We start from the raw sequence: 17,352 nt of genomic DNA, 5'->3' as shown, positions 1-17,352 counted from the left end.
CATGGAGACGAACGTTGTTGGTGTTGATCAATCATCAAGTGGAGAGCCATCTGCTCCGCCGCGCGTGCATTACTTGAATGCCGCCTACGGAATCGGCTCATGGTTATTGACCAAGGATCATAAGCGCATCGCTCTGTTATATCTGCTTTCCGTCACCTTTTTCTTCTTCATTGGCGGATTCTTTGCCGTCTTGATTCGCTTGGAGCTCATCACGCCGCCTGGTGATCTGATGCAGTCGGAGACATACAACAAGATGTTCACCATGCACGGGGTGTTGATGATCTTCTTTTTCCTCATCCCGGCGATCCCGGCGGTGCTTGGCAATTTCCTTGTGCCGATGATGATCGGGGCGCGCGACCTGGCCTTTCCCCGCATCAACCTGCTGAGTTGGTACATCTACTCCATCGGCGGGCTGTTGGGCATGGGCGCTGTGATCTTCGGCGGCGTGGATACAGGGTGGACGTTCTATACGCCCTACAGCAGCACCTACTCGAATAGCAACGTCATTCTGGCGGCGCTCGGCGCGTTTGTCGCTGGCTTCTCGTCAATCCTCACGGGGTTGAATTTCATCGTCACCATTCACAAGATGCGCGCGCCGGGGCTGACCTGGTCACGTCTGCCGCTGTTTATCTGGGCACATTACGCCACCAGCATCATCCAGATTTTGGGAACGCCGGTGGTAGCGATTGCGATTGTGCTGGTCGCGCTCGAACGCTTGTTCCACATTGGCATTTTCGATCCGAAACTGGGCGGCGATCCGTTGTTGTTTCAACATCTGTTCTGGTTCTATTCGCATCCGGCTGTCTATATCATGATCTTGCCGGCGATGGGTGTGATCAACGAATTGATCACCTGCTTCTCGCGCAAGCGCATCTTCGGGTATCACTTCATTGCCGGCTCCAGCATTGCCATTGCCGTGCTGGGCTTTCTTGTGTGGGGACACCACATGTTCACCTCCGGCCAATCCATCTATGGCGGCTTCGTGTTTTCGGTGCTCAGCATGCTGGTGGCCATTCCATCGGCCATCAAGGTGTTCAATTGGACGGCGACGTTCTACAAAGGCTCCATTTCCTATCAAGCCCCCATGTTGTATGCATTTGGCTTCATCGGGTTATTCACTATTGGGGGACTCACCGGCCTGTTTCTGGCCACGACAGCCATTGACGTGCATCTGCATGATACCTACTTCGTCGTTGCGCATTTCCACTACATCATGGTTGGCGGCACGATCATGGGGTACTTGGGTGGGCTGCATTACTGGTGGCCGAAGATGACGGGCAAAATCTATCCCGAAGGCTGGGCCCGATTTGCTGCTCTGGTGATCTTCGTCGGCTTCAATCTGACGTTTTTGCCGCAGTTCATTCTAGGTTATCTGGGCATGCCGCGCCGGTATCATTACTACCCTGAAGAGTTCCAAGTGCTGAATGTGATGTCCTCGGCGGGAGCTTCGATTCTGGGCGTCGGCTATTTAATTCCGATGGTCTATTTCGTCTGGTCGCTCCGATACGGCAAGGCGTCGGCGCAAAACCCCTGGGGCGCGCATGGTCTGGAGTGGGAAACGTCATCGCCGCCGCCGACTGAAAATTTTGAGAAACAGCCGATCGTGACACACGAACCATACGATTACACGCCAAAGCCTGAGGAGGTGGCCGTTGTCTAACGAACACGCTTCTGCCCTTGCCCATCAGTTTGATGACCTTGACCAGCAATTTGAAGCATCCACGCTGGGGATGTGGGTCTTTCTGGTTCAAGAGATTCTGTTTTTTGGTGGGCTGTTCCTGGCCTACTCGATCTATCGTCTGCAATATCCGCAAGCCTTCGAGGCAGCCAGCCGCCTGCTCGATTATAAACTTGGCGCGCTGAACACGGCTGTGCTGATTTGTAGCAGCCTCACGATGGCGTTGGCCGTTCGCAGCGCCCAGCTCGGTCAACGCCGCGCCTTGGTCAACTATTTGTTGATGACCATAGCGCTGGGCGCCGTGTTTCTTGGCGTCAAAGTGGTCGAGTATGGAGATAAGTTCGAACACCATCTCGTGCCGGGACCACACTTCGCGCTGTCAGCGCATGAGCCGCACTTGATCGGCATCAATCCGCAACATGTACAGCTCTTTTTCTCGCTCTATTTCGCGATGACCGGCATGCACGCCTTGCACATGGTGGTTGGCATCGGCATTCTCGCCGTGCTCGTCGTCATGGCGTGGCGTGGCCGATTCTCTGAGGAGTATTACACGCCGGTGGACATCGTCGGTCTCTACTGGCACTTCGTTGATATTGTCTGGATTTTCCTGTTTCCGCTCCTGTATCTGATCAGTCGTCACTGAGGTTGCGCTATGGCCAAACACGTTGTCTCGCAACGAATTTATCTGCTCATTTTCGTGACTCTGTTGCTACTGACGTTGGTCACCGTTGATGTGGCCTTTTACAATTTTGGCCTGCTCAATATCTACATTGCGCTGACCATTGCCATCATCAAAGCGACGCTCGTCGTTCTTTACTTCATGCACCTGCGATATAGTGAACATCTCAACATGGTATTCGTCGGAGCAGGGCTCTTCTGGCTCATCATTATGATCGCCTTAACAGCGAGCGATGTCTTGACGCGCGACTGGGAACCCAACCCACAGGGCTGGGCGTCGCTGATTTTGCTGCTACGGTAGATGAAGCAGCTCACGGTTGATTGACCAAGGAGAAGCGATCATGAAGATTCGAGGCGCCGGCGGAACTAGTGGCGGCATCGGGCAGTTCCTTCTCGGCGTGCTGATGGCTGGCGCCGGGCTCTACATGTTCATGAGCCGTGTGTCGGTAATGTCGAGTTTTCGGACTTTGTTCGGTGTGGGGCACTTCGGTTTGATCTTAATACCGCTGGGCATCGGTGTGGCCTTCTTGTTCTTCAACGGACGATCCATCATTGGCTGGCTATTGACGATTGGATGCCTCGGCGCTGTGTTGCTGAATGTCATCAGCAACCTGCGATTCTTCTTCATGCCGACAAACTTGTTCGTGACGATTGCCATGATCAGCCTGATCTTCATCGGCTTCGGTATGATCCTACGCAGCCTGCGCGATTATGGACCTGCGGCAGAACCAAAACCCTATGCGGTGTTGAGTGATCCTGGCGTCGAGCTGCCGGGCCAGAGTGCAATCACGTCTGACGAATCTGAGACGCGTTCCTAGAGCAATTTTCAATTGCCTTTAGCCTGGTGGCTGCACACCTTGCCGGTTCATATCCTCGGGTTGTGAACAGGATCAGAGCCGAGGCAAGAGCGGAGCAATGAGGCCTTGAATCTCATTGAGCACGGCTTGAAGGTCAGGTGGAGAAGCAGCCACCACTGTGTATTCATGTCCGTCATGTTTATGATGGGGAAAGGTGGAGAGCGCAGGAAAATGAGGTGCATTATCGTAGCGGAAGATGAGCGTGCCATCGGCACCCTGATAGTGGTAGGCATACATATAACGCTCAACGCCATGTTGGACATTGGCAAACTCGCGCAGATGCAGGACGGTGCTGTCGAAGAAGTAGATGGCTCCTCGGATGAAGCCAAGGTAGGTGCTGCGTTTGTCGTATGTCAGATGCGAGGAGTGCACAACCGGCGCGTGGGCAATGAGGGCCTCGATCTCGTGAAAGTAGTCTTCAATGATCAATCGAGATGGACTCCTTGAAGGGCTTGTCGGTGAGCTTGGAGCAGGCGATGCGTTTGAATTTCACCGGCCCATTCGACGAAGTCGAGGCTTTCGGGCAGATGGCCGGCATTCCAGCGTTGCTCGAATTCTTCGGAGGTCATCTGGTATTGCTCTTCAAACAGGCGGAGACGTTCGGAGGTTCGTTGCAAGCCGAGCTCCAACATGCGCAGCTCAGTTCGAATGGCCGATTCGATCAACGGTTTGATCTCGGTCTGGCTATCGGTGGTGATGACGACTTGTTGGCTCACGGGTTAGTTCCTCACTGCGATGTGACAAACATCAGAATAGCACGGCCTTTTGGAGGTCAGCAAGGCAGGAGGCTGTATGAACAGCTAACTGGTGAACCACCGATGGGACCGATTTTCACCAGAGAGATCGGTGCGAGGCGTGCAAAGCTCAAGGTGAGTCTGAAGAACACATCGGCGGGGATTGGCTGGAAGGAAGGTGGTGGCTGGTTGCAGGACCACGCGCCTGCGCGAATCGGAACTAATTCCTATATGTGACCGGAACGCGTTCGCTTGCGATATGGATTGTTTTTAGTAAACTTATCCCCTGAATGTGGAAAACCCTAGTCGAGCTTGACGGAACAAAAGGAGGCTTATTATGCGAAGCTTGATAGTAGCAGTTCTGGTTTGTATCACTTTTTTATACAGCCCACGCACGCAGTGAGTGTGACTATAGAAGCTGTGAGGGCTCCATAGAGACTAGCTGGTGTGTGCTCAGTACTTGCACTGGCGACAGACTTGATTCAACCTGCCGGAATGGTTTTGGTTGGTGCTATGACGGACGGATGATGTTTATAGCAAAGTGTTGTTCTGAGTATTGGGGCACCTGCCCAGGCTGTAGGTCTTGAGAATACCAAGATCGTCACCTGAGAGATCATGGAGGTGATTATGGAAAAAATTCGATCCAAGAAAAAATTGATTTTGACAGTCATTGTGTTCACCGGCCTTGTCGGTGGCGCAGTTGCCGCGGCTCTCCGCGTTAAATCCCAGGAGACTCTACCAGTCCATAAACGACGCGACGTTACCTTCACCCTTGCCATGAGCTACAAAATTACAAGCGACCGAGAAAACCGGCAGTGGGAAGCTTATCGAAGAGAAATCTCAATTAAGAAGTCAGGCGATTACGTTGAGCGTTGTACATGGGCTGATGGCAAAGTCGAGTACATGTATACTGAAAATGGCCGGATGATCAAGGCTCGGATGGATAACGATGAACCGGCGACCTCCAGGCCGTTCAAAGTGATGGACTACTCTCTAGATGAGAACTACCTGGCCCGTCAGCCAGAGCTCCGAAAAGAGAATCCTGTGGTCTATGTGAACGGAATAAAGACGTACGTTCTGACTTATTCACACGGTAACAGTTACTCCGAAGTTTACATTGCCCCAGAGATTGGACAGCCTATAAAGACATACCGCCGGGAGCAATCCGCGATGGGTACCCTGGAGTCTATCCAGGAGCCTGTCCAGATACAATTCGACACACTGGATGATTCGCTCTGGAAATCTATCTCGCGAAATAAACCGGTCGTGCCTGTATACGCGCCTGATACGTCACACGGCCAAGGTGTTCAATAGTGTCTTCAACTGGTGGAATAAATAACCAAGAGCGAGCCGTGGAGGGATTTGTTGTGGATCATACTGTCGCAGGGGATACCGGTTCGCGGGTCGCTCTACAGGGAAGATTCGTTTGTGAAGACCAGTTAGCGAAGCTGAGTAGCTACAGTGAACGAGAACTCCGACGTGTTGCCGTTTTTATCTATCGCCGTCGCTACGATGCGGTCACCGTGCTTGATGACAACTGGAGAGAGGAGCGAAATCGTCTTGGTGAAACTGCCCATGCGATCGCTGGCCGTGTAGATGTCTGATCCCAGATACGTATGACCTTGGCCGGTTGCGTCAGCTCTGAAAAATTCCAGTTTGAGCGGATAGGCGGAATTATGAAGCGCCGATGTGACTGAATAGCTCACGTTGATGATTCGGTCTTGCATCGTCGCCTGATTCAGGCTTGGCCAGTTCTGCAATTGGTTGGCTCCTTCATCGCTATCTTCATTGCCTGATGTATCATCGTTCGGCGTCGGGCCGCCCGGAGCCAGATTGATCCCCATTGCAGCGTTGTTGAAGATCGAATTCGCTGTGATCAAGTTGCTCGTGCCCGATTGCACGTAGACGCCGTCACCTTGATTGAAGGCAATGATGTTATTCGGACCGATGACGTTGCGATTGGCAGATTCAGCGATGAACACACCCGTCGCATTGCCGATTGGATTCGTGCCGGTCGGGTCCGAGCCGATCCAATTGCCTTGCACGCGATTAGCAGTCGCGGTGCTACCATACAACAAAATGCCAAACAGGCGATTGCCTGAAAGGACATTCTCCACAACCTTATTGTTGGCTGCGCCGTTGATGAATACGCCATGATAGGCGTTGCCGAGAGCGGCGCTACCGGTCGCGTTGGTGCCGATGTAATTGCCCTGGACAACTGTCTCGGTCGCATTGCCCGTGATAAACACGCCACGCGATTGATTGCCTGAAATGACGTTACGAGCTGCGCTCCCAACGCCGCCGATCAGATTACCGGGCGCATCCTGGATAACAATGCCATCTTGGAAATTTCCTATAGCAGCCGTGCCGGTCGCATTCGTGCCGATGAGATTGCCTTGGACGTGATTGCCAGTAGCGCCGCTGCCGACGATGCGCACGCCTTCTCCATTGCCGGCGATCAGGTTGCCCGCTCCGACCGCGTCCCCGCCGATCACGTTGCCCGGAGCGTTATTAACGAAAATGCCAATGCCATTGGAAAGAGCAACGTTGCCGGCAGCGTCCGTGCCGATATAGTTGCCTTGAATGCGATTGCTGGTAGCGTTACTGTTGAGCAGCAAGATGCCGTATGCGGTGTTCCCTGAAATGACGTTTCGCATGCCTGCCGCCGGGCCGCCAATAAGATTGCCTGCAACACTGTTGATCATAACGCCGGCGCCGGAATTGCCGAGCACTTTGCTTCCGGTTGCATTGGTGCCGATGTAATTGCCTTGAACGACACTGCCAGTCGCCGTCGCCCCCGTGATACGGATGCCGTCCCAGTTGCCGGAAATCAGGTTGCGCGCGAGCGAGGTGGCCCCACCAACGGTCGTGTTGGGTGCGCCATTGATATGGACACCATGAAAGGCATTGGGAATCACCGCCGTGCCGGTCGCGTTCGTGCCAATGTGATTGCCGCGAACGATATTGCCGACGGCCGCGCCGGTGGCGATTTCAATGCCATCCGAACCGTTGCCTGCAATCACATTCCGGGCAGCAGCAATGGTTCCACCGATGATGTTGCCGGCTGTGTTGACCCAAATACCGTCGAATGTATTGCCCGACGGGAGAGTGCCGGTCGCATCCGTGCCGATGAAATTTCCTTCGATGATATTACCGCCGCCGTTTTCGATCCTGATGCCATTTTTGTCGAACCGATGAATGACAAGGCCGCGAACGACGGTCTGGCCTGACGCAATTGTTAAGCCGTCAACCGCAATGCCGGCTCGAGCTCCATTCAACTCGACAAGACCACCGGGCTGGGTCGTTCCATCAAGCGTCACGGGATTGGTAATGGCGGGTAGCGCGCGGGTCGGCCTGATGACAGGAATGCCATTTCCTGGGATGTTGAAACTGATCATGTCGGCCTGCGCCGTCGCGTTAGCCTGCTCAATCGCGGCGCGCAATGTGCACTGACCTGAACCATCATTGCAAACGCCATCGGCAAGGTTGTGATCGCCAGAATCGCCTGTTGAGTTGACCACAAAAACCGAGGCCGGCGCCGATAGCATCAGCAGCGGAGCAGGTTGATCTTGGCAGAGCAGAACAAAATCGCTGATCGCATCCGCGTTCAGTCGCATTGGCAGAGCGGCGATAATATCCCGACCGCCTGTTTCAGCCGATGCGTTCAATCCGTCATCTGCTGTTGGCCGTTGACGATGTGTTGGTTCCCCCGATGGGGCCAGCGACATCGGTTTACTTAACCACGCTTGAGCACGTGGGTCGAAAACCAACGTCACCGGCCCCTCTCCTACGATCCCCACCACGATACCTGCATTGGCTGGATGGTTGCTCGATGCTGTTGTTTCCGCTTTGCTCAATGCGCTGATAGGGCCCCCCACCTGAATAGAGTGCGCGTTGGCAAACCCTGCGTGGCCGTCACCTGCATAGAATTCAATTGCGTCGTTGCCCGCCGTGGCCATTATGAGGTCAGCATGCCCATCGGCATTGAAATCTCCGGCTATTAACATCTGCGGCGCTGCCGGCAACTGAATCAGGAGTGGCTCCGGTAAAAACGGCAGCGGAGCGATGTTCGAGGAGTTGTTCATGTCGCCTGTAGCGACGCTCAGAAACGCTGAGAATGGATCGCCGGCAGGACGGCTGTGGCGCGCTCTCGGCGGAGGATCGAAGATCGAGTGATCGGTTGATTCCCCCTTTTCCTTTCTCCTGTTTCCTGTTTCCTGGTGCGTCTTCGGCCACAGAGCCGCCACGTTGCCACGATGCAACGTGAGCAACCCGCCATCGCGACAGGCATAGCCGACGGCCAGGTCATCCATGCCGTCTTCATCAAAATCAGCCGATGCCAGGCTCAATGGCCGAGCCAGATACGATTGCAGCGTTTCGTTCAGTCGGTTGAGATTACTCTGGTCGGATAGGAGGGGATACGTGTTCCAAAGAGAATGTTCAATGTCTGCTGCCAAGGCCGCTGCCTCACCCGGCACCTGAAATTTCAAATCAACGCCCTCGCCCAGATAAAGAGTGTGCAGCAGCACACTCAATCCCACAACTGACGCGAGGGAAACGATGCAAGACCGCTTCACCTCTCTCCTCCGTACCTAAAAAAGCCCTCTTGGCTCCGATCAATTTTATTCTCTCTTCGGTGTGATCAGAGCCTATCTTAAAGGAGGCCCCATTATATCACGGAACACTTTCAAAGGCTTCAAAAATCTTCATGGAGCCTCCAGCTACCTCCTCCAGGAAGTGCTATTATGCCTCAAGCGATTCGAGAGAGAAATTCGTAAGATTACAGGGAAGCGACGAGAAATCTACCTATGACATTTCACAAAATCGCTCATGTGGCTGATGATTTCGCGCCAACAGCGCATGGGGCCAGTCGTAGCCGCAGACAGTATCTCCGTCCACAGCCCGTGCGGCGATGATTGCATACCAACAGCGCATGGAAGGCGGCCAGGCAGGCCTGATGATGTTGCGCCCGCACTTGGCATGTCCCGTGATTTTGAGTACAGTAGCGCATCCATGAAGAAAATCAAACTTGTTAAACGATCTATCCAGCGCGATCCGACGCTGCGTGTGACGCTGCTGCCCAAGGATACTAACGCTGCCGGGACGATCTTCGGCGGCGTTATCCTCAGCTTGATTGACTTGGCTGGCGGCATTGAGGCTCGAAAACATGCGAATAAGCGACTGGTGACGGTCGTGATGAAAGAGGTTCATTTCAAGCGACCTGTCTATGTCGGCGATATTGTCAGCTTGTACACGAAGACATTGAGAATTGGTACAACGTCGGTCACCGTCAAGGTCGAGGTTGAGGTTCAACGTGGCGCCAATCCATCTCAGCATGAATTGGTGACCGTGGCTGAGGCTGTATATGTTGCGGTAGATGAAACGTGGAAGCCGATTCCGGTGAGGGAATGAAACAAGAAATATGATCAATGGTGAACCAATGTGGTCGGCTATCGGCCTGGGTCATATTGGCGAAAGTTCTTCGATGGTGTGGCTTGGCGTCATAACCAATAAAGGCGGCCTGAGCTCTCACCATCAAATGCATGAAATTCATCGAACCAGATGAGTTGTTCTACGTAAAGCATGCCTATGTCAACGTGAGCCGTATCGGCTCTGTCAATTGGAGGAGAGAGAAACTATGAAACCAAACATCGGATTGAATAATAAAAATCGAGATGCTGTTGTCGAAATTTTGAATCGGTTACTCGCCGACGAGTACGTTCTTTACACCAAGACGAGAAATTATCATTGGAACGTCGTCGGACCGCAGTTTAACGATCTGCATAAATTCTTTGAGGCGCAATATGACGAGCTCAACGAGATTGTTGATGAGGTGGCCGAGCGCGCGCGTTCGCTTGGCGGACCGTCGCTGGGCACATTGAAGGAATTCTTACAGCACACGCGGCTCAAGGAGCATCCTGGCGAGTATCCCAACGCGCAAAAAATGTTACAAAACTTACTGGCCGATCATGAGGCCGTGATTCGCTACCTGCGAGAAGACCTCGTGACCGTGGGCGAGAAGTATGGTGACGCCGGCACGAACGATTTCTTGACCGGCTTGATGGAACAGCACGAGAAGATGGCGTGGATGCTGCGCGCGTTTTTGGAGTAGGGTTATTGCGCTGATGCCGGCATAGCTTTCGATAGTGTTGGCTCGTGAGGACGGGCTCTGGTTGTGCCAGAGTCCTCAGTTAGGGGTAGTGTGCACTCGGTGAGCTGGTCAGCCGGTGGCGTTGGCTCGTGCGCTGAACGATTCGGATAGATCAGTCAAGCGCGACATAGCGGATCACGAACAGACTGGCGAACAGGTAAATGAGCCAGTGTACCTCTCGAGCGCGGCCTGTGATGAGTTTGAGCAGGGCATAGGTGATGAATCCAAAGGCAATGCCTTCCGTGATGCTCACAGTCAGAGGCATGATGATGAGCGTCAGGAAGGCAGGAATCGCTTCGGTCATATCATCCCAAGCAATCCGACGCACGCTGTGCATCATCATCGTGCCGACCAGGATCAGTGAAGGCGCGATCACCGGATAGAGCGTTTGATCGGCGGCCACTTGATACCCACCGCCGATCATTTTGACAACCGGATAGAAGAACAATGAGAGCAAAAACAGCGCCGCGGTGATGATGTTTGCTAATCCTGTGCGGCCTCCGGCGGCAACGCCCGTCGCGCTTTCGATGTAGGCAGTGACGGTTGATGTGCCCAGTCCCGCTCCGATGACCGTGCCGACCGCATCGGCCAGCAGCGCCTGCCGCGCGCGCGGCAGCGTCCCGTTTTTCATCAGGCCAGCTTGTTGCGCCACGCCGACCAGCGTGCCGACAGAGTCAAATAGCGCGAGAAAGAAAAACACGAAGATCACTTCGATCATCTCCGGTTTCAAGGCGCCGAGAATATCGAGCTTCAACAACGTCGGCGCTAACGAAGGCGGCGGGCTGACTAAGCCGTGATAGCGAATAACGCCGAAGAATAATCCTACGGCGGCTGTGATCAACATCGCCCATAAGCCCGCGCCACGCATCTTTAAGGAGAAAAGAATAGCCATCAGCGCCAATCCAAACAGGGACAACAGCACGGGCGGCGACTTCAGGTTTCCCAGCGTGACAAGCGTGCCCGACGCGGCGATAATCACGCCAGCCCATTGCAATCCGACCATCGCGATGAGCAAGCCGATGCCGACGGCGATGGCGTGTTGTAACGATTCGGGAATGGCCGTGATCAAGCGTTCACGCAATCCAACGCCTGCGGTCAGGATAAAAATAATCCCGGCAATAGCCACCCCTCCCAAAGCGACCGACCACGGTATCTTCATCCCGATGACGACCGAGAACGCGAAAAAGAAGTTGTGACCCATTGCCGGAGCCACAGCAATCGGATAATTGGCCAGCAGAGCCATCAACAGTGTAGCCAGCGCGCTCGACACGCATGTGGCGACCATCACGGCGCCCAAGTCCATCCCGCAAGCGCTCAACACGGCCGGTTGAACGAAGATGATGTAAGCCATCGTCAGAAACGTTGTGATGCCGGCTAGTACCTCCGTCTTGATTGTTGTGCCATGATCTGTGAGATGAAACCACTGATCCCATAGCTTTGCTACTTGATGATTTTCGCCCATTAGGTTGCGCTCCGGTATGGTCTCTTCGTCCGAATTTTTGCGAAGTATATCGGTCAGGCAAAGCCAAAAGCAATGAGAGAGGCTGCTTGTCACCCCGGACCCTTCGGGCTACAATCGCGTGCCGATGCCAAGCAAGCCTGAAGTGACTGCGCTGAGCAAGAAATTCCGTCACCTGTGGCAGCGGCTCGCGGTGGCCGTTTGGGCCAGAAGGCTATGGCCGTTCGGCATCGCGATTGTTTTTGTCGTTGTGCCCGCTTCGCCTGATCTTGCTGCGCCGCGCGATGAGGGTCTGTTCCGTCCTGAACAGATCAGCGTTCCATTTGATAAAGAGCACGCGTTACGATGCCTCGTTCGGATTCGAGCAAGGACGTATTTTGTCATCACCGTTTACAACACCGCGCAAGATGTCGCCGCTGCTCGGCTGAGCGCTCAGAAGGTCTACTTGGCTGAGCCAGGCATCACGCTCTGGCCCATCGCGCTCGATCGTACTTTTCTTGACCGACTACAGGCGGATGTCGGACTCCGATTGCTGCCGGCCTATTACGAAATTGCTCGCGCATTTGAGAATGTGACGAAATTTCCCAGTCAACGCATCGTTCCGTTAGAAGGGGCAGCATCCGGCTTTTTTATTTCGCCGGATGGGCACTTCCTCACAAGTTACCACGTCATGCGTGAAGAGATTGAGGCCGCAGGTCAAAGAGAAGGCGGAGCACAGCCGTTGGCGTGTCGTTATACATCCTTTGAGATTCCCGTCGTCGAAAACGGACGGATCGTAGGGTACCGGCCGTTAGAGAACGTGCAGCTTGTGCGGCACACATTGGCTGAGGAGTTGAAATCCGGGCTGGATGCCGTCCTGTTGAAAGCAGACATCCAAAGCCCCGCCTATTTTGATATTGATCTAAACGGCGTTCTGCCCGATATGCCGGTCTGGACACTCGGATTCCCTATTCGCACGCGGCGCGACCCACAACGCCTGCGTGTCATGAATTACGCCGATGCTGACGGTAGCGTGCGAATCGCGTATGGAAGAATTCAGCAACTCATCGGTGAGGTCAACTTCAGTTCCAATGTTGACGGTTTCAGTGGCAGTAGCGGCGGGCCGACGTTGAATCAGCATGGGCGCGTCGTTGGCCTCGTTCGCGGCGTTTATCCTGAGCGTGAGGAGAGCCGGCGCGGCGTTGTTTTTATGGGCGGACAATTGCATGTAGACATTCGAGCCGTCGTCAAGCGGCTCAGGCTAGACCAGATGCCCCAATAATGTGGTTGCAACGTGATCTGGAAAGGGAATCGCCCATGTGCAAACGCACGCCACGAAGCAAGAAAATGGAGCACAGGCGGGAACGCCTGTGCCACATTCTTCAGAGGAGGGCATGGTGAAGAAAAAAGTGTTGGTGATCGGGCTGGATTGCGCAGCCCCGCAGCTTGTCTTTGATCAATGGAACGAGGATTTGCCCAATCTGCGGCGATTGATGGCAGCGGGCGTGTATGGCGAACTGGAAAGCACCATTCCACCGATCACCTGCCCGGCCTGGATGTCTATGATGACGAGTAAGGATCCGGGGCAACTCGGCGTTTATGGATTCAGAAATCGCAAAGATTATTCCTATCACAGCTATCAGCTCACTACATCCCATTCATTCGCTGAGCCGGCTGTGTGGGACATTTTGTCGCAGCAGGGCCGGCGCGTGATCCTGCTGAGCGTGCCGCCCAGCTTCCCGCCCAAGCCGATCAACGGCGATCTGGTGACGTGCTTCATGACGCCCGGCGATCATCTTTCCTACACGCATCCGCCATCGCTCAAACGAGAAGTGGAACAGCTTGTCGGGCGGTATCAATTCGATGTGGACAATTTCCGCTCTGAGGATAAGCAGGCCATTCTCACGCAGCTTTACCAGATGGCTGAGAAGCGATTCACACTGCTTCGCCACCTCATGCGAACGCGTGACTGGGATTTCGCTATGATGGTCGAAATCGGAGTAGACCGGCTCCATCACGGATTCTGGAAATACTTCGATCCAACCCATCGCAAGTACCAGCCAGGATCGCCACTAGAAGGCGTCGGCAAGGATTACTATATCTACCTCGACCAACAGATTGGTGAGACACTGTCGTTGATTGATGAGCAAACAACCGTGTTCATTGTTTCCGATCACGGAGCGAAGAAGTTGGACGGCGCCATCTGTATCAATCAGTGGTTGATCGGTGAGGGTTATTTGAAGTTGAAGAAAAATCCTACGGGCGTGATGCCGCTGGAGAAGGCGGACGTGGATTGGGAGCATACGCTGGCTTGGGGAGAAGGCGGTTATCACGCCAATATCTATCTCAATGTGAGAGGCCGCGAGCCGCACGGCGTCGTTGAGCCAAATGCCTATGAGCAAGTCAGAGATGAGCTGACGCGGCGACTCCAGGCACTAACCGATGAACAAGGTCGTCGCATTGGGGCGCGAGTCTTCAAGCCGCAAGAGATTTATCAACAGTGCCGCGGTATCGCTCCAGATTTGATCGTCTATCTCGGTGACTTGCTCTGGCGCTCGGTTGGCAGCGTCGGGCATCCTTCTATCTGGATTCTTGACGACAGTGCCGGCCCCGATGATGCCAATCACGCGCAGCATGGCATCTTCATTATGAGTCCATGTTCACCGCCAGTCGGTCGTCGGCTCGATGGTCTGCACCTGATGGATTGCGCACCAACGATTCTGCATCAGCTTGGTGTGCCCGTGCCATCAGATATGCGAGGGCGAATCATCGGAGGATAGTGAGTGGAGGATTGACGAGCGAGAATCGAGGATGCAGAGGCAGCACTTCTCTATGCCGTCGCTCGTGGCAACAGATGGAGGATGGAGGCTCGAGGACGATGAATTGCGTCACCGATCACGGACCGCGGATCACGGACCCCGGACCCCAAACCACGACTCACGAGCCCCGGATCACGAATCACGGATCACAAATCACGGACCACGATCGCTGATGGAAGATAAAAAGGTACAATCACAATCTCGCTTCTCGCATCTCGCTCCTCAAGCTTCAAAGCTGTTAGTCATCGGATTGGATGGCGCGACGTTTGATCTGATGCATTCCTGGGTGCAAGCCGGTGCATTGCCGACGTTCCGTTCACTGATGGAATCGGGAGCCTCCGGCATCCTGATGAGCACGATTCCACCATTGACGCCGCCGGCCTGGATTTCATCGGTGACCGGCGTCAATCCGGGCAAGCATGGCGTCTTCGATTTCATCACAGACAAGCAGGGCTACCATCCCCGTCCGGTACGATCGAGCGATTGGCGTGTCGAGCCGATTTGGTTGCGGTTGGGGCGCGAAGGATTTCGCGTCGGTGTCTTCAACTTTCCTGCTGCCTATCCACCGTTTGAGCTCAATGGTTTTATGGTGTCCGGGCTGCTCACGCCGACCAATGCGACTGACTATGCGCAGCCGGCGGCTCTCGTCGGACAAATCAAGCGCGCGGTCGTTGATGAAAACAATCTCGCGTATGGGAATTATCGGGCTTTTCTTAAAGATTTGCGGCGTGTCACTGAGATGCAAACGGCGGCAGCGCAGTCTCTGGCTGAGCAATTCAATGTCGAGTTTTTGCAAGTCATTTACGACGGCGTTGACCGACTACAGCACTATTTCTGGAGCTCTCTCAATGAAGCCGTCACAGAGTCGGAGACGATATTGCGCCATTATCAATCTCTGGATCATGCTGTCGCCACGCTTCTGTCAAGCTTTGCGCCGCCTCGCTACGTGGTGATTTATTCCGATCACGGATTCGGGCCATTGCATCGGCGTATTCATGTGGAAAACATCCTGGCTGATCTTGGACTGCTCAAGTGGCGAGATGCTGCTGCTCCGGCGCTGCCTTGGTGGCGGAAGGCTTTCACCAAACAGCGGGCTGAATCGTTAGCTTACAAATTCGGATTTGGTTCTCTGCTCAAACGATGGCTCCCGCCATCCTGGAAAGATGCTTTGCCCCAGGAGCCGATTCAACCGTATCGCTACGTTGATTGGTCTGGGACAAAAGCCTATTTTGCTTCTATGCCGGCGCAATCCATTCGGATCAACCGGAGGGGCCGCGAGCCTGAGGGCATCGTTCAATCAGGGGAGTATGAATCTGTTCGCCAACGAGTCATCGAGGGATTGATGAGGCTCACTGATCCACTCACGGCGCAACCGGTGATTGATCGCGTGTATCGTCGTGAAGAAATTTATCACGGCCCATGCGTTGACCAGGCTGACGACCTGATTGTGTGTGCGCGACCTGGATACTACCTGGTTGGCGAGCGCGGCGGTCAGAGCATATCCGAGCCTGATAGGAATCAGCCTGGTTGGTCGGGCACGCACCGCGCTGAAGGCATCTTGATGTTGAACGGACCTGGCATTCGAGCAGGAGCTCAGTTGGAGCCATCGCGCATTGAAGACATCGCGCCGACGCTGTTGTATCTGATGGGCGTGGCTGTGCCCGATTACATGGATGGTCGCGTCCTGACCGGCGCTTTCGAGCCTGATCATGTGCAGGCGCAACCCGTCGTTGTTCAACCTGAGCCGCTTCCTTCCATGTCCAGCTCCGCTGAACAAAGCAAACGGGATGATGCTCAGATGATGAATCGGCTCAAAGACCTCGGATACCTCGAATGAATGAGTCGTCACGCCAACTGGCAAGTTCCCACAAGGTCGGCCTCGTTGCCACACGCGCTTGGTCAGACCCAACGGGCATTGGTGAGTATACCCGCAATTTGTATCGTGCGCTGCAACGGCGCGTGCAGGAGCTCTGGTTGATCCACGGAGAGATGCCAGCGGACTTTCTGCCTGGCGACCGAACGAGGGCAATTGCCGCGCCGGCGCGTGATCCATATCGCCGATGGTTTGCTCCACGCGCCCTCAGGGTACGCGGATTTTCGTTACTCCATTTCATGACGGAATCGGAGTTGTTCTACGCAGGACTGAAGCGAACCCGGTTGGTCGTCACAATTCACGGTTGCGCTGCAACGCGATTACCGCCGCACTTGCATCAGCAATTACCACGTCGCGCGCTGATCAAATATCGTTACCTGCTGCGTCGCGTGGCAGCCATCATCACCGTGTCGGAAGCCTCGCGGCAAGACATTCTCGAAACGTTTCGCGTGCCGCCGGAGCGGGTCACGGTGATTTACAACGGCATTGCAGACGCATTTCACCGATACGCATTGATGCAGCAGCCGATCATCCGGCCTGTCGGCGAGCGACCCTTCATTCTGGCTGTTGGCGCGACGATTCCAAAGAAGAATATCGTCGGCATTCTGCAAGCGTTGGCCATCTTGAAAGCGAACGGTTTGCCGCACCGATTGATTCACGTTGGGCCGCGCGATTGGGGCTATGATGCGATTGTGCGTCAGATCATCTCGCTCGGTCTGCAGCATGATGTGGAATTCAAAGGGCGTGTCTCAACGGATGAATTGATCCGGTACTATGCACAGGCAGACGTGTTTGTGTTTCCCTCGTTTCACGAAGGCTTCGGTATGCCGATCCTTGAAGCGATGGCCTGTGGATGTCCGGTCGTCACCTCGAACCGTTACGCTATGCCTGAAGTGGCCGGCGATGCAGCCTTGTTGGTGGACCCAGATGATAGCGCGCAAATCGCTGACGCGATTGAACGATTGCTGAGCGATGAACCGTTGCGCCGGTCGTTTGTTGAGAGAGGCCGCCGCCGCGCTCAGTTGTTCTCCTGGGAGAGGGCCAGCGAGCAAGTTGTTGCCGTCTATCAACGTATCTTGTGCTAAAATCTTAGCCGCTGGTGAAAGCGTCAGAATGAATAAGGA

Annotated in this window: 15 protein-coding genes; 11 read left to right on the top strand and 4 right to left on the bottom strand. The window is 54.4% G+C overall.

The window, feature by feature from the left end:
* Position 1: 1 nt before the first annotated feature.
* The 4 genes from ctaD to NZ823_04830 are packed head-to-tail and all read left to right on the top strand — an operon-like array spanning position 2 to position 3,174.
* Positions 2 to 1,660: a cytochrome c oxidase subunit I gene (ctaD, locus tag NZ823_04845; protein ID MCS6804457.1), complete on the top strand. Its 1,659-nt coding sequence runs from the start codon at positions 2 to 4 to the stop codon at positions 1,658 to 1,660.
* Complete coding sequence (locus tag NZ823_04840; protein ID MCS6804456.1) at positions 1,653 to 2,321, top strand: cytochrome c oxidase subunit 3 family protein; 669 nt, start codon at positions 1,653 to 1,655, stop codon at positions 2,319 to 2,321. Before ctaD ends, NZ823_04840 begins: the two co-directional genes overlap by 8 nt.
* A 9-nt stretch (positions 2,322 to 2,330) precedes the next feature.
* Positions 2,331 to 2,657, top strand: coding sequence for a cytochrome C oxidase subunit IV family protein (locus NZ823_04835; GenBank protein ID MCS6804455.1), 327 nt, complete (start codon positions 2,331 to 2,333; stop codon positions 2,655 to 2,657).
* A gap of 40 nt (positions 2,658 to 2,697) precedes the next feature.
* Positions 2,698 to 3,174, top strand: coding sequence for a hypothetical protein (locus NZ823_04830; GenBank protein ID MCS6804454.1), 477 nt, complete (start codon positions 2,698 to 2,700; stop codon positions 3,172 to 3,174).
* Positions 3,175 to 3,246: 72 nt separating this feature from the next.
* Here NZ823_04830 and NZ823_04825 read toward each other — a convergent pair whose 3' ends face one another.
* Positions 3,247 to 3,642, bottom strand: a complete 396-nt coding sequence (locus tag NZ823_04825; GenBank protein ID MCS6804453.1) for a DUF6516 family protein — start codon at positions 3,640 to 3,642, stop codon at positions 3,247 to 3,249.
* Positions 3,639 to 3,929: a hypothetical protein gene (locus tag NZ823_04820; protein MCS6804452.1), complete on the bottom strand. Its 291-nt coding sequence runs from the start codon at positions 3,927 to 3,929 to the stop codon at positions 3,639 to 3,641. Before NZ823_04820 ends, NZ823_04825 begins: the two co-directional genes overlap by 4 nt.
* A 645-nt stretch (positions 3,930 to 4,574) precedes the next feature.
* Here NZ823_04820 and NZ823_04815 point away from each other — a divergent pair.
* Positions 4,575 to 5,261 (top strand): hypothetical protein, encoded by a 687-nt coding sequence (locus NZ823_04815; protein MCS6804451.1) that lies wholly within the window; start codon positions 4,575 to 4,577, stop codon positions 5,259 to 5,261.
* A 125-nt stretch (positions 5,262 to 5,386) separates the two neighbouring features.
* On the opposite strand, the gene NZ823_04810 is transcribed toward NZ823_04815, so the two are convergent.
* Positions 5,387 to 8,524, bottom strand: a complete 3,138-nt coding sequence (locus NZ823_04810) for a right-handed parallel beta-helix repeat-containing protein (protein ID MCS6804450.1) — start codon at positions 8,522 to 8,524, stop codon at positions 5,387 to 5,389.
* 436 nt (positions 8,525 to 8,960) lie between these two features.
* Between NZ823_04810 and NZ823_04805 the strand changes: the two genes are divergently transcribed.
* Both NZ823_04805 and NZ823_04800 read left to right on the top strand, forming a co-directional pair.
* Positions 8,961 to 9,359, top strand: a complete 399-nt coding sequence (locus NZ823_04805; GenBank protein MCS6804449.1) for an acyl-CoA thioesterase — start codon at positions 8,961 to 8,963, stop codon at positions 9,357 to 9,359.
* Positions 9,360 to 9,585: 226 nt separating this feature from the next.
* On the top strand, positions 9,586 to 10,059 hold the full coding sequence (locus NZ823_04800) for a DNA starvation/stationary phase protection protein (protein MCS6804448.1): 474 nt from the start codon (positions 9,586 to 9,588) through the stop codon (positions 10,057 to 10,059).
* A 151-nt stretch (positions 10,060 to 10,210) separates the two neighbouring features.
* Here NZ823_04800 and NZ823_04795 read toward each other — a convergent pair whose 3' ends face one another.
* Positions 10,211 to 11,560: an NCS2 family permease gene (locus tag NZ823_04795; GenBank protein MCS6804447.1), complete on the bottom strand. Its 1,350-nt coding sequence runs from the start codon at positions 11,558 to 11,560 to the stop codon at positions 10,211 to 10,213.
* Positions 11,561 to 11,684: 124 nt separating this feature from the next.
* On the opposite strand from NZ823_04795, the gene NZ823_04790 reads away from it, so the two are divergent.
* The 4 genes from NZ823_04790 to NZ823_04775 all read left to right on the top strand — a co-directional run bounded on the left by NZ823_04790 (position 11,685) and on the right by NZ823_04775 (position 17,313).
* On the top strand, positions 11,685 to 12,818 hold the full coding sequence (locus NZ823_04790; protein MCS6804446.1) for a serine protease: 1,134 nt from the start codon (positions 11,685 to 11,687) through the stop codon (positions 12,816 to 12,818).
* Positions 12,819 to 12,930: 112 nt separating this feature from the next.
* Positions 12,931 to 14,316: an alkaline phosphatase family protein gene (locus NZ823_04785; protein MCS6804445.1), complete on the top strand. Its 1,386-nt coding sequence runs from the start codon at positions 12,931 to 12,933 to the stop codon at positions 14,314 to 14,316.
* A gap of 211 nt (positions 14,317 to 14,527) precedes the next feature.
* Positions 14,528 to 16,192 carry an alkaline phosphatase family protein gene (locus NZ823_04780; protein ID MCS6804444.1) on the top strand — a complete coding sequence of 555 codons (1,665 nt, stop codon included), beginning with the start codon at positions 14,528 to 14,530 and terminating at the stop codon, positions 16,190 to 16,192.
* Positions 16,189 to 17,313, top strand: a complete 1,125-nt coding sequence (locus tag NZ823_04775; GenBank protein ID MCS6804443.1) for a glycosyltransferase family 4 protein — start codon at positions 16,189 to 16,191, stop codon at positions 17,311 to 17,313. The genes NZ823_04780 and NZ823_04775 overlap by 4 nt, the downstream gene beginning before the upstream one ends.
* Positions 17,314 to 17,352: the final 39 nt, after the last annotated feature.

This window comes from Blastocatellia bacterium (genome assembly GCA_025054955.1).
GTDB lineage: Bacteria > Acidobacteriota > Blastocatellia > HR10 > J050 > JANWZE01.
The sequence above is the reverse complement of the archived record's forward strand: the minus strand, read 5'-3'. Positions and strand labels throughout refer to the sequence as shown.

Bases quoted from the DNA above. Each gene is read 5' to 3' on its own strand.
- ctaD (MCS6804457.1), top strand. From the start codon at position 2: ATGGAGACGAACGTTGTTGGTGTTGATCAATCATCAAGTGGAGAGCCA.
- NZ823_04835 (MCS6804455.1), top strand. From the start codon at position 2,331: ATGGCCAAACACGTTGTCTCGCAACGAATTTATCTGCTCATTTTCGTG.
- NZ823_04830 (MCS6804454.1), top strand. From the start codon at position 2,698: ATGAAGATTCGAGGCGCCGGCGGAACTAGTGGCGGCATCGGGCAGTTC.
- NZ823_04815 (MCS6804451.1), top strand. From the start codon at position 4,575: ATGGAAAAAATTCGATCCAAGAAAAAATTGATTTTGACAGTCATTGTG.
- NZ823_04805 (MCS6804449.1), top strand. From the start codon at position 8,961: ATGAAGAAAATCAAACTTGTTAAACGATCTATCCAGCGCGATCCGACG.
- NZ823_04800 (MCS6804448.1), top strand. From the start codon at position 9,586: ATGAAACCAAACATCGGATTGAATAATAAAAATCGAGATGCTGTTGTC.
- NZ823_04795 (MCS6804447.1), bottom strand. From the start codon at position 11,560: ATGGGCGAAAATCATCAAGTAGCAAAGCTATGGGATCAGTGGTTTCAT.
- NZ823_04790 (MCS6804446.1), top strand. From the start codon at position 11,685: ATGCCAAGCAAGCCTGAAGTGACTGCGCTGAGCAAGAAATTCCGTCAC.
- NZ823_04785 (MCS6804445.1), top strand. From the start codon at position 12,931: ATGGTGAAGAAAAAAGTGTTGGTGATCGGGCTGGATTGCGCAGCCCCG.
- NZ823_04780 (MCS6804444.1), top strand. From the start codon at position 14,528: ATGGAAGATAAAAAGGTACAATCACAATCTCGCTTCTCGCATCTCGCT.
- NZ823_04775 (MCS6804443.1), top strand. From the start codon at position 16,189: ATGAATGAGTCGTCACGCCAACTGGCAAGTTCCCACAAGGTCGGCCTC.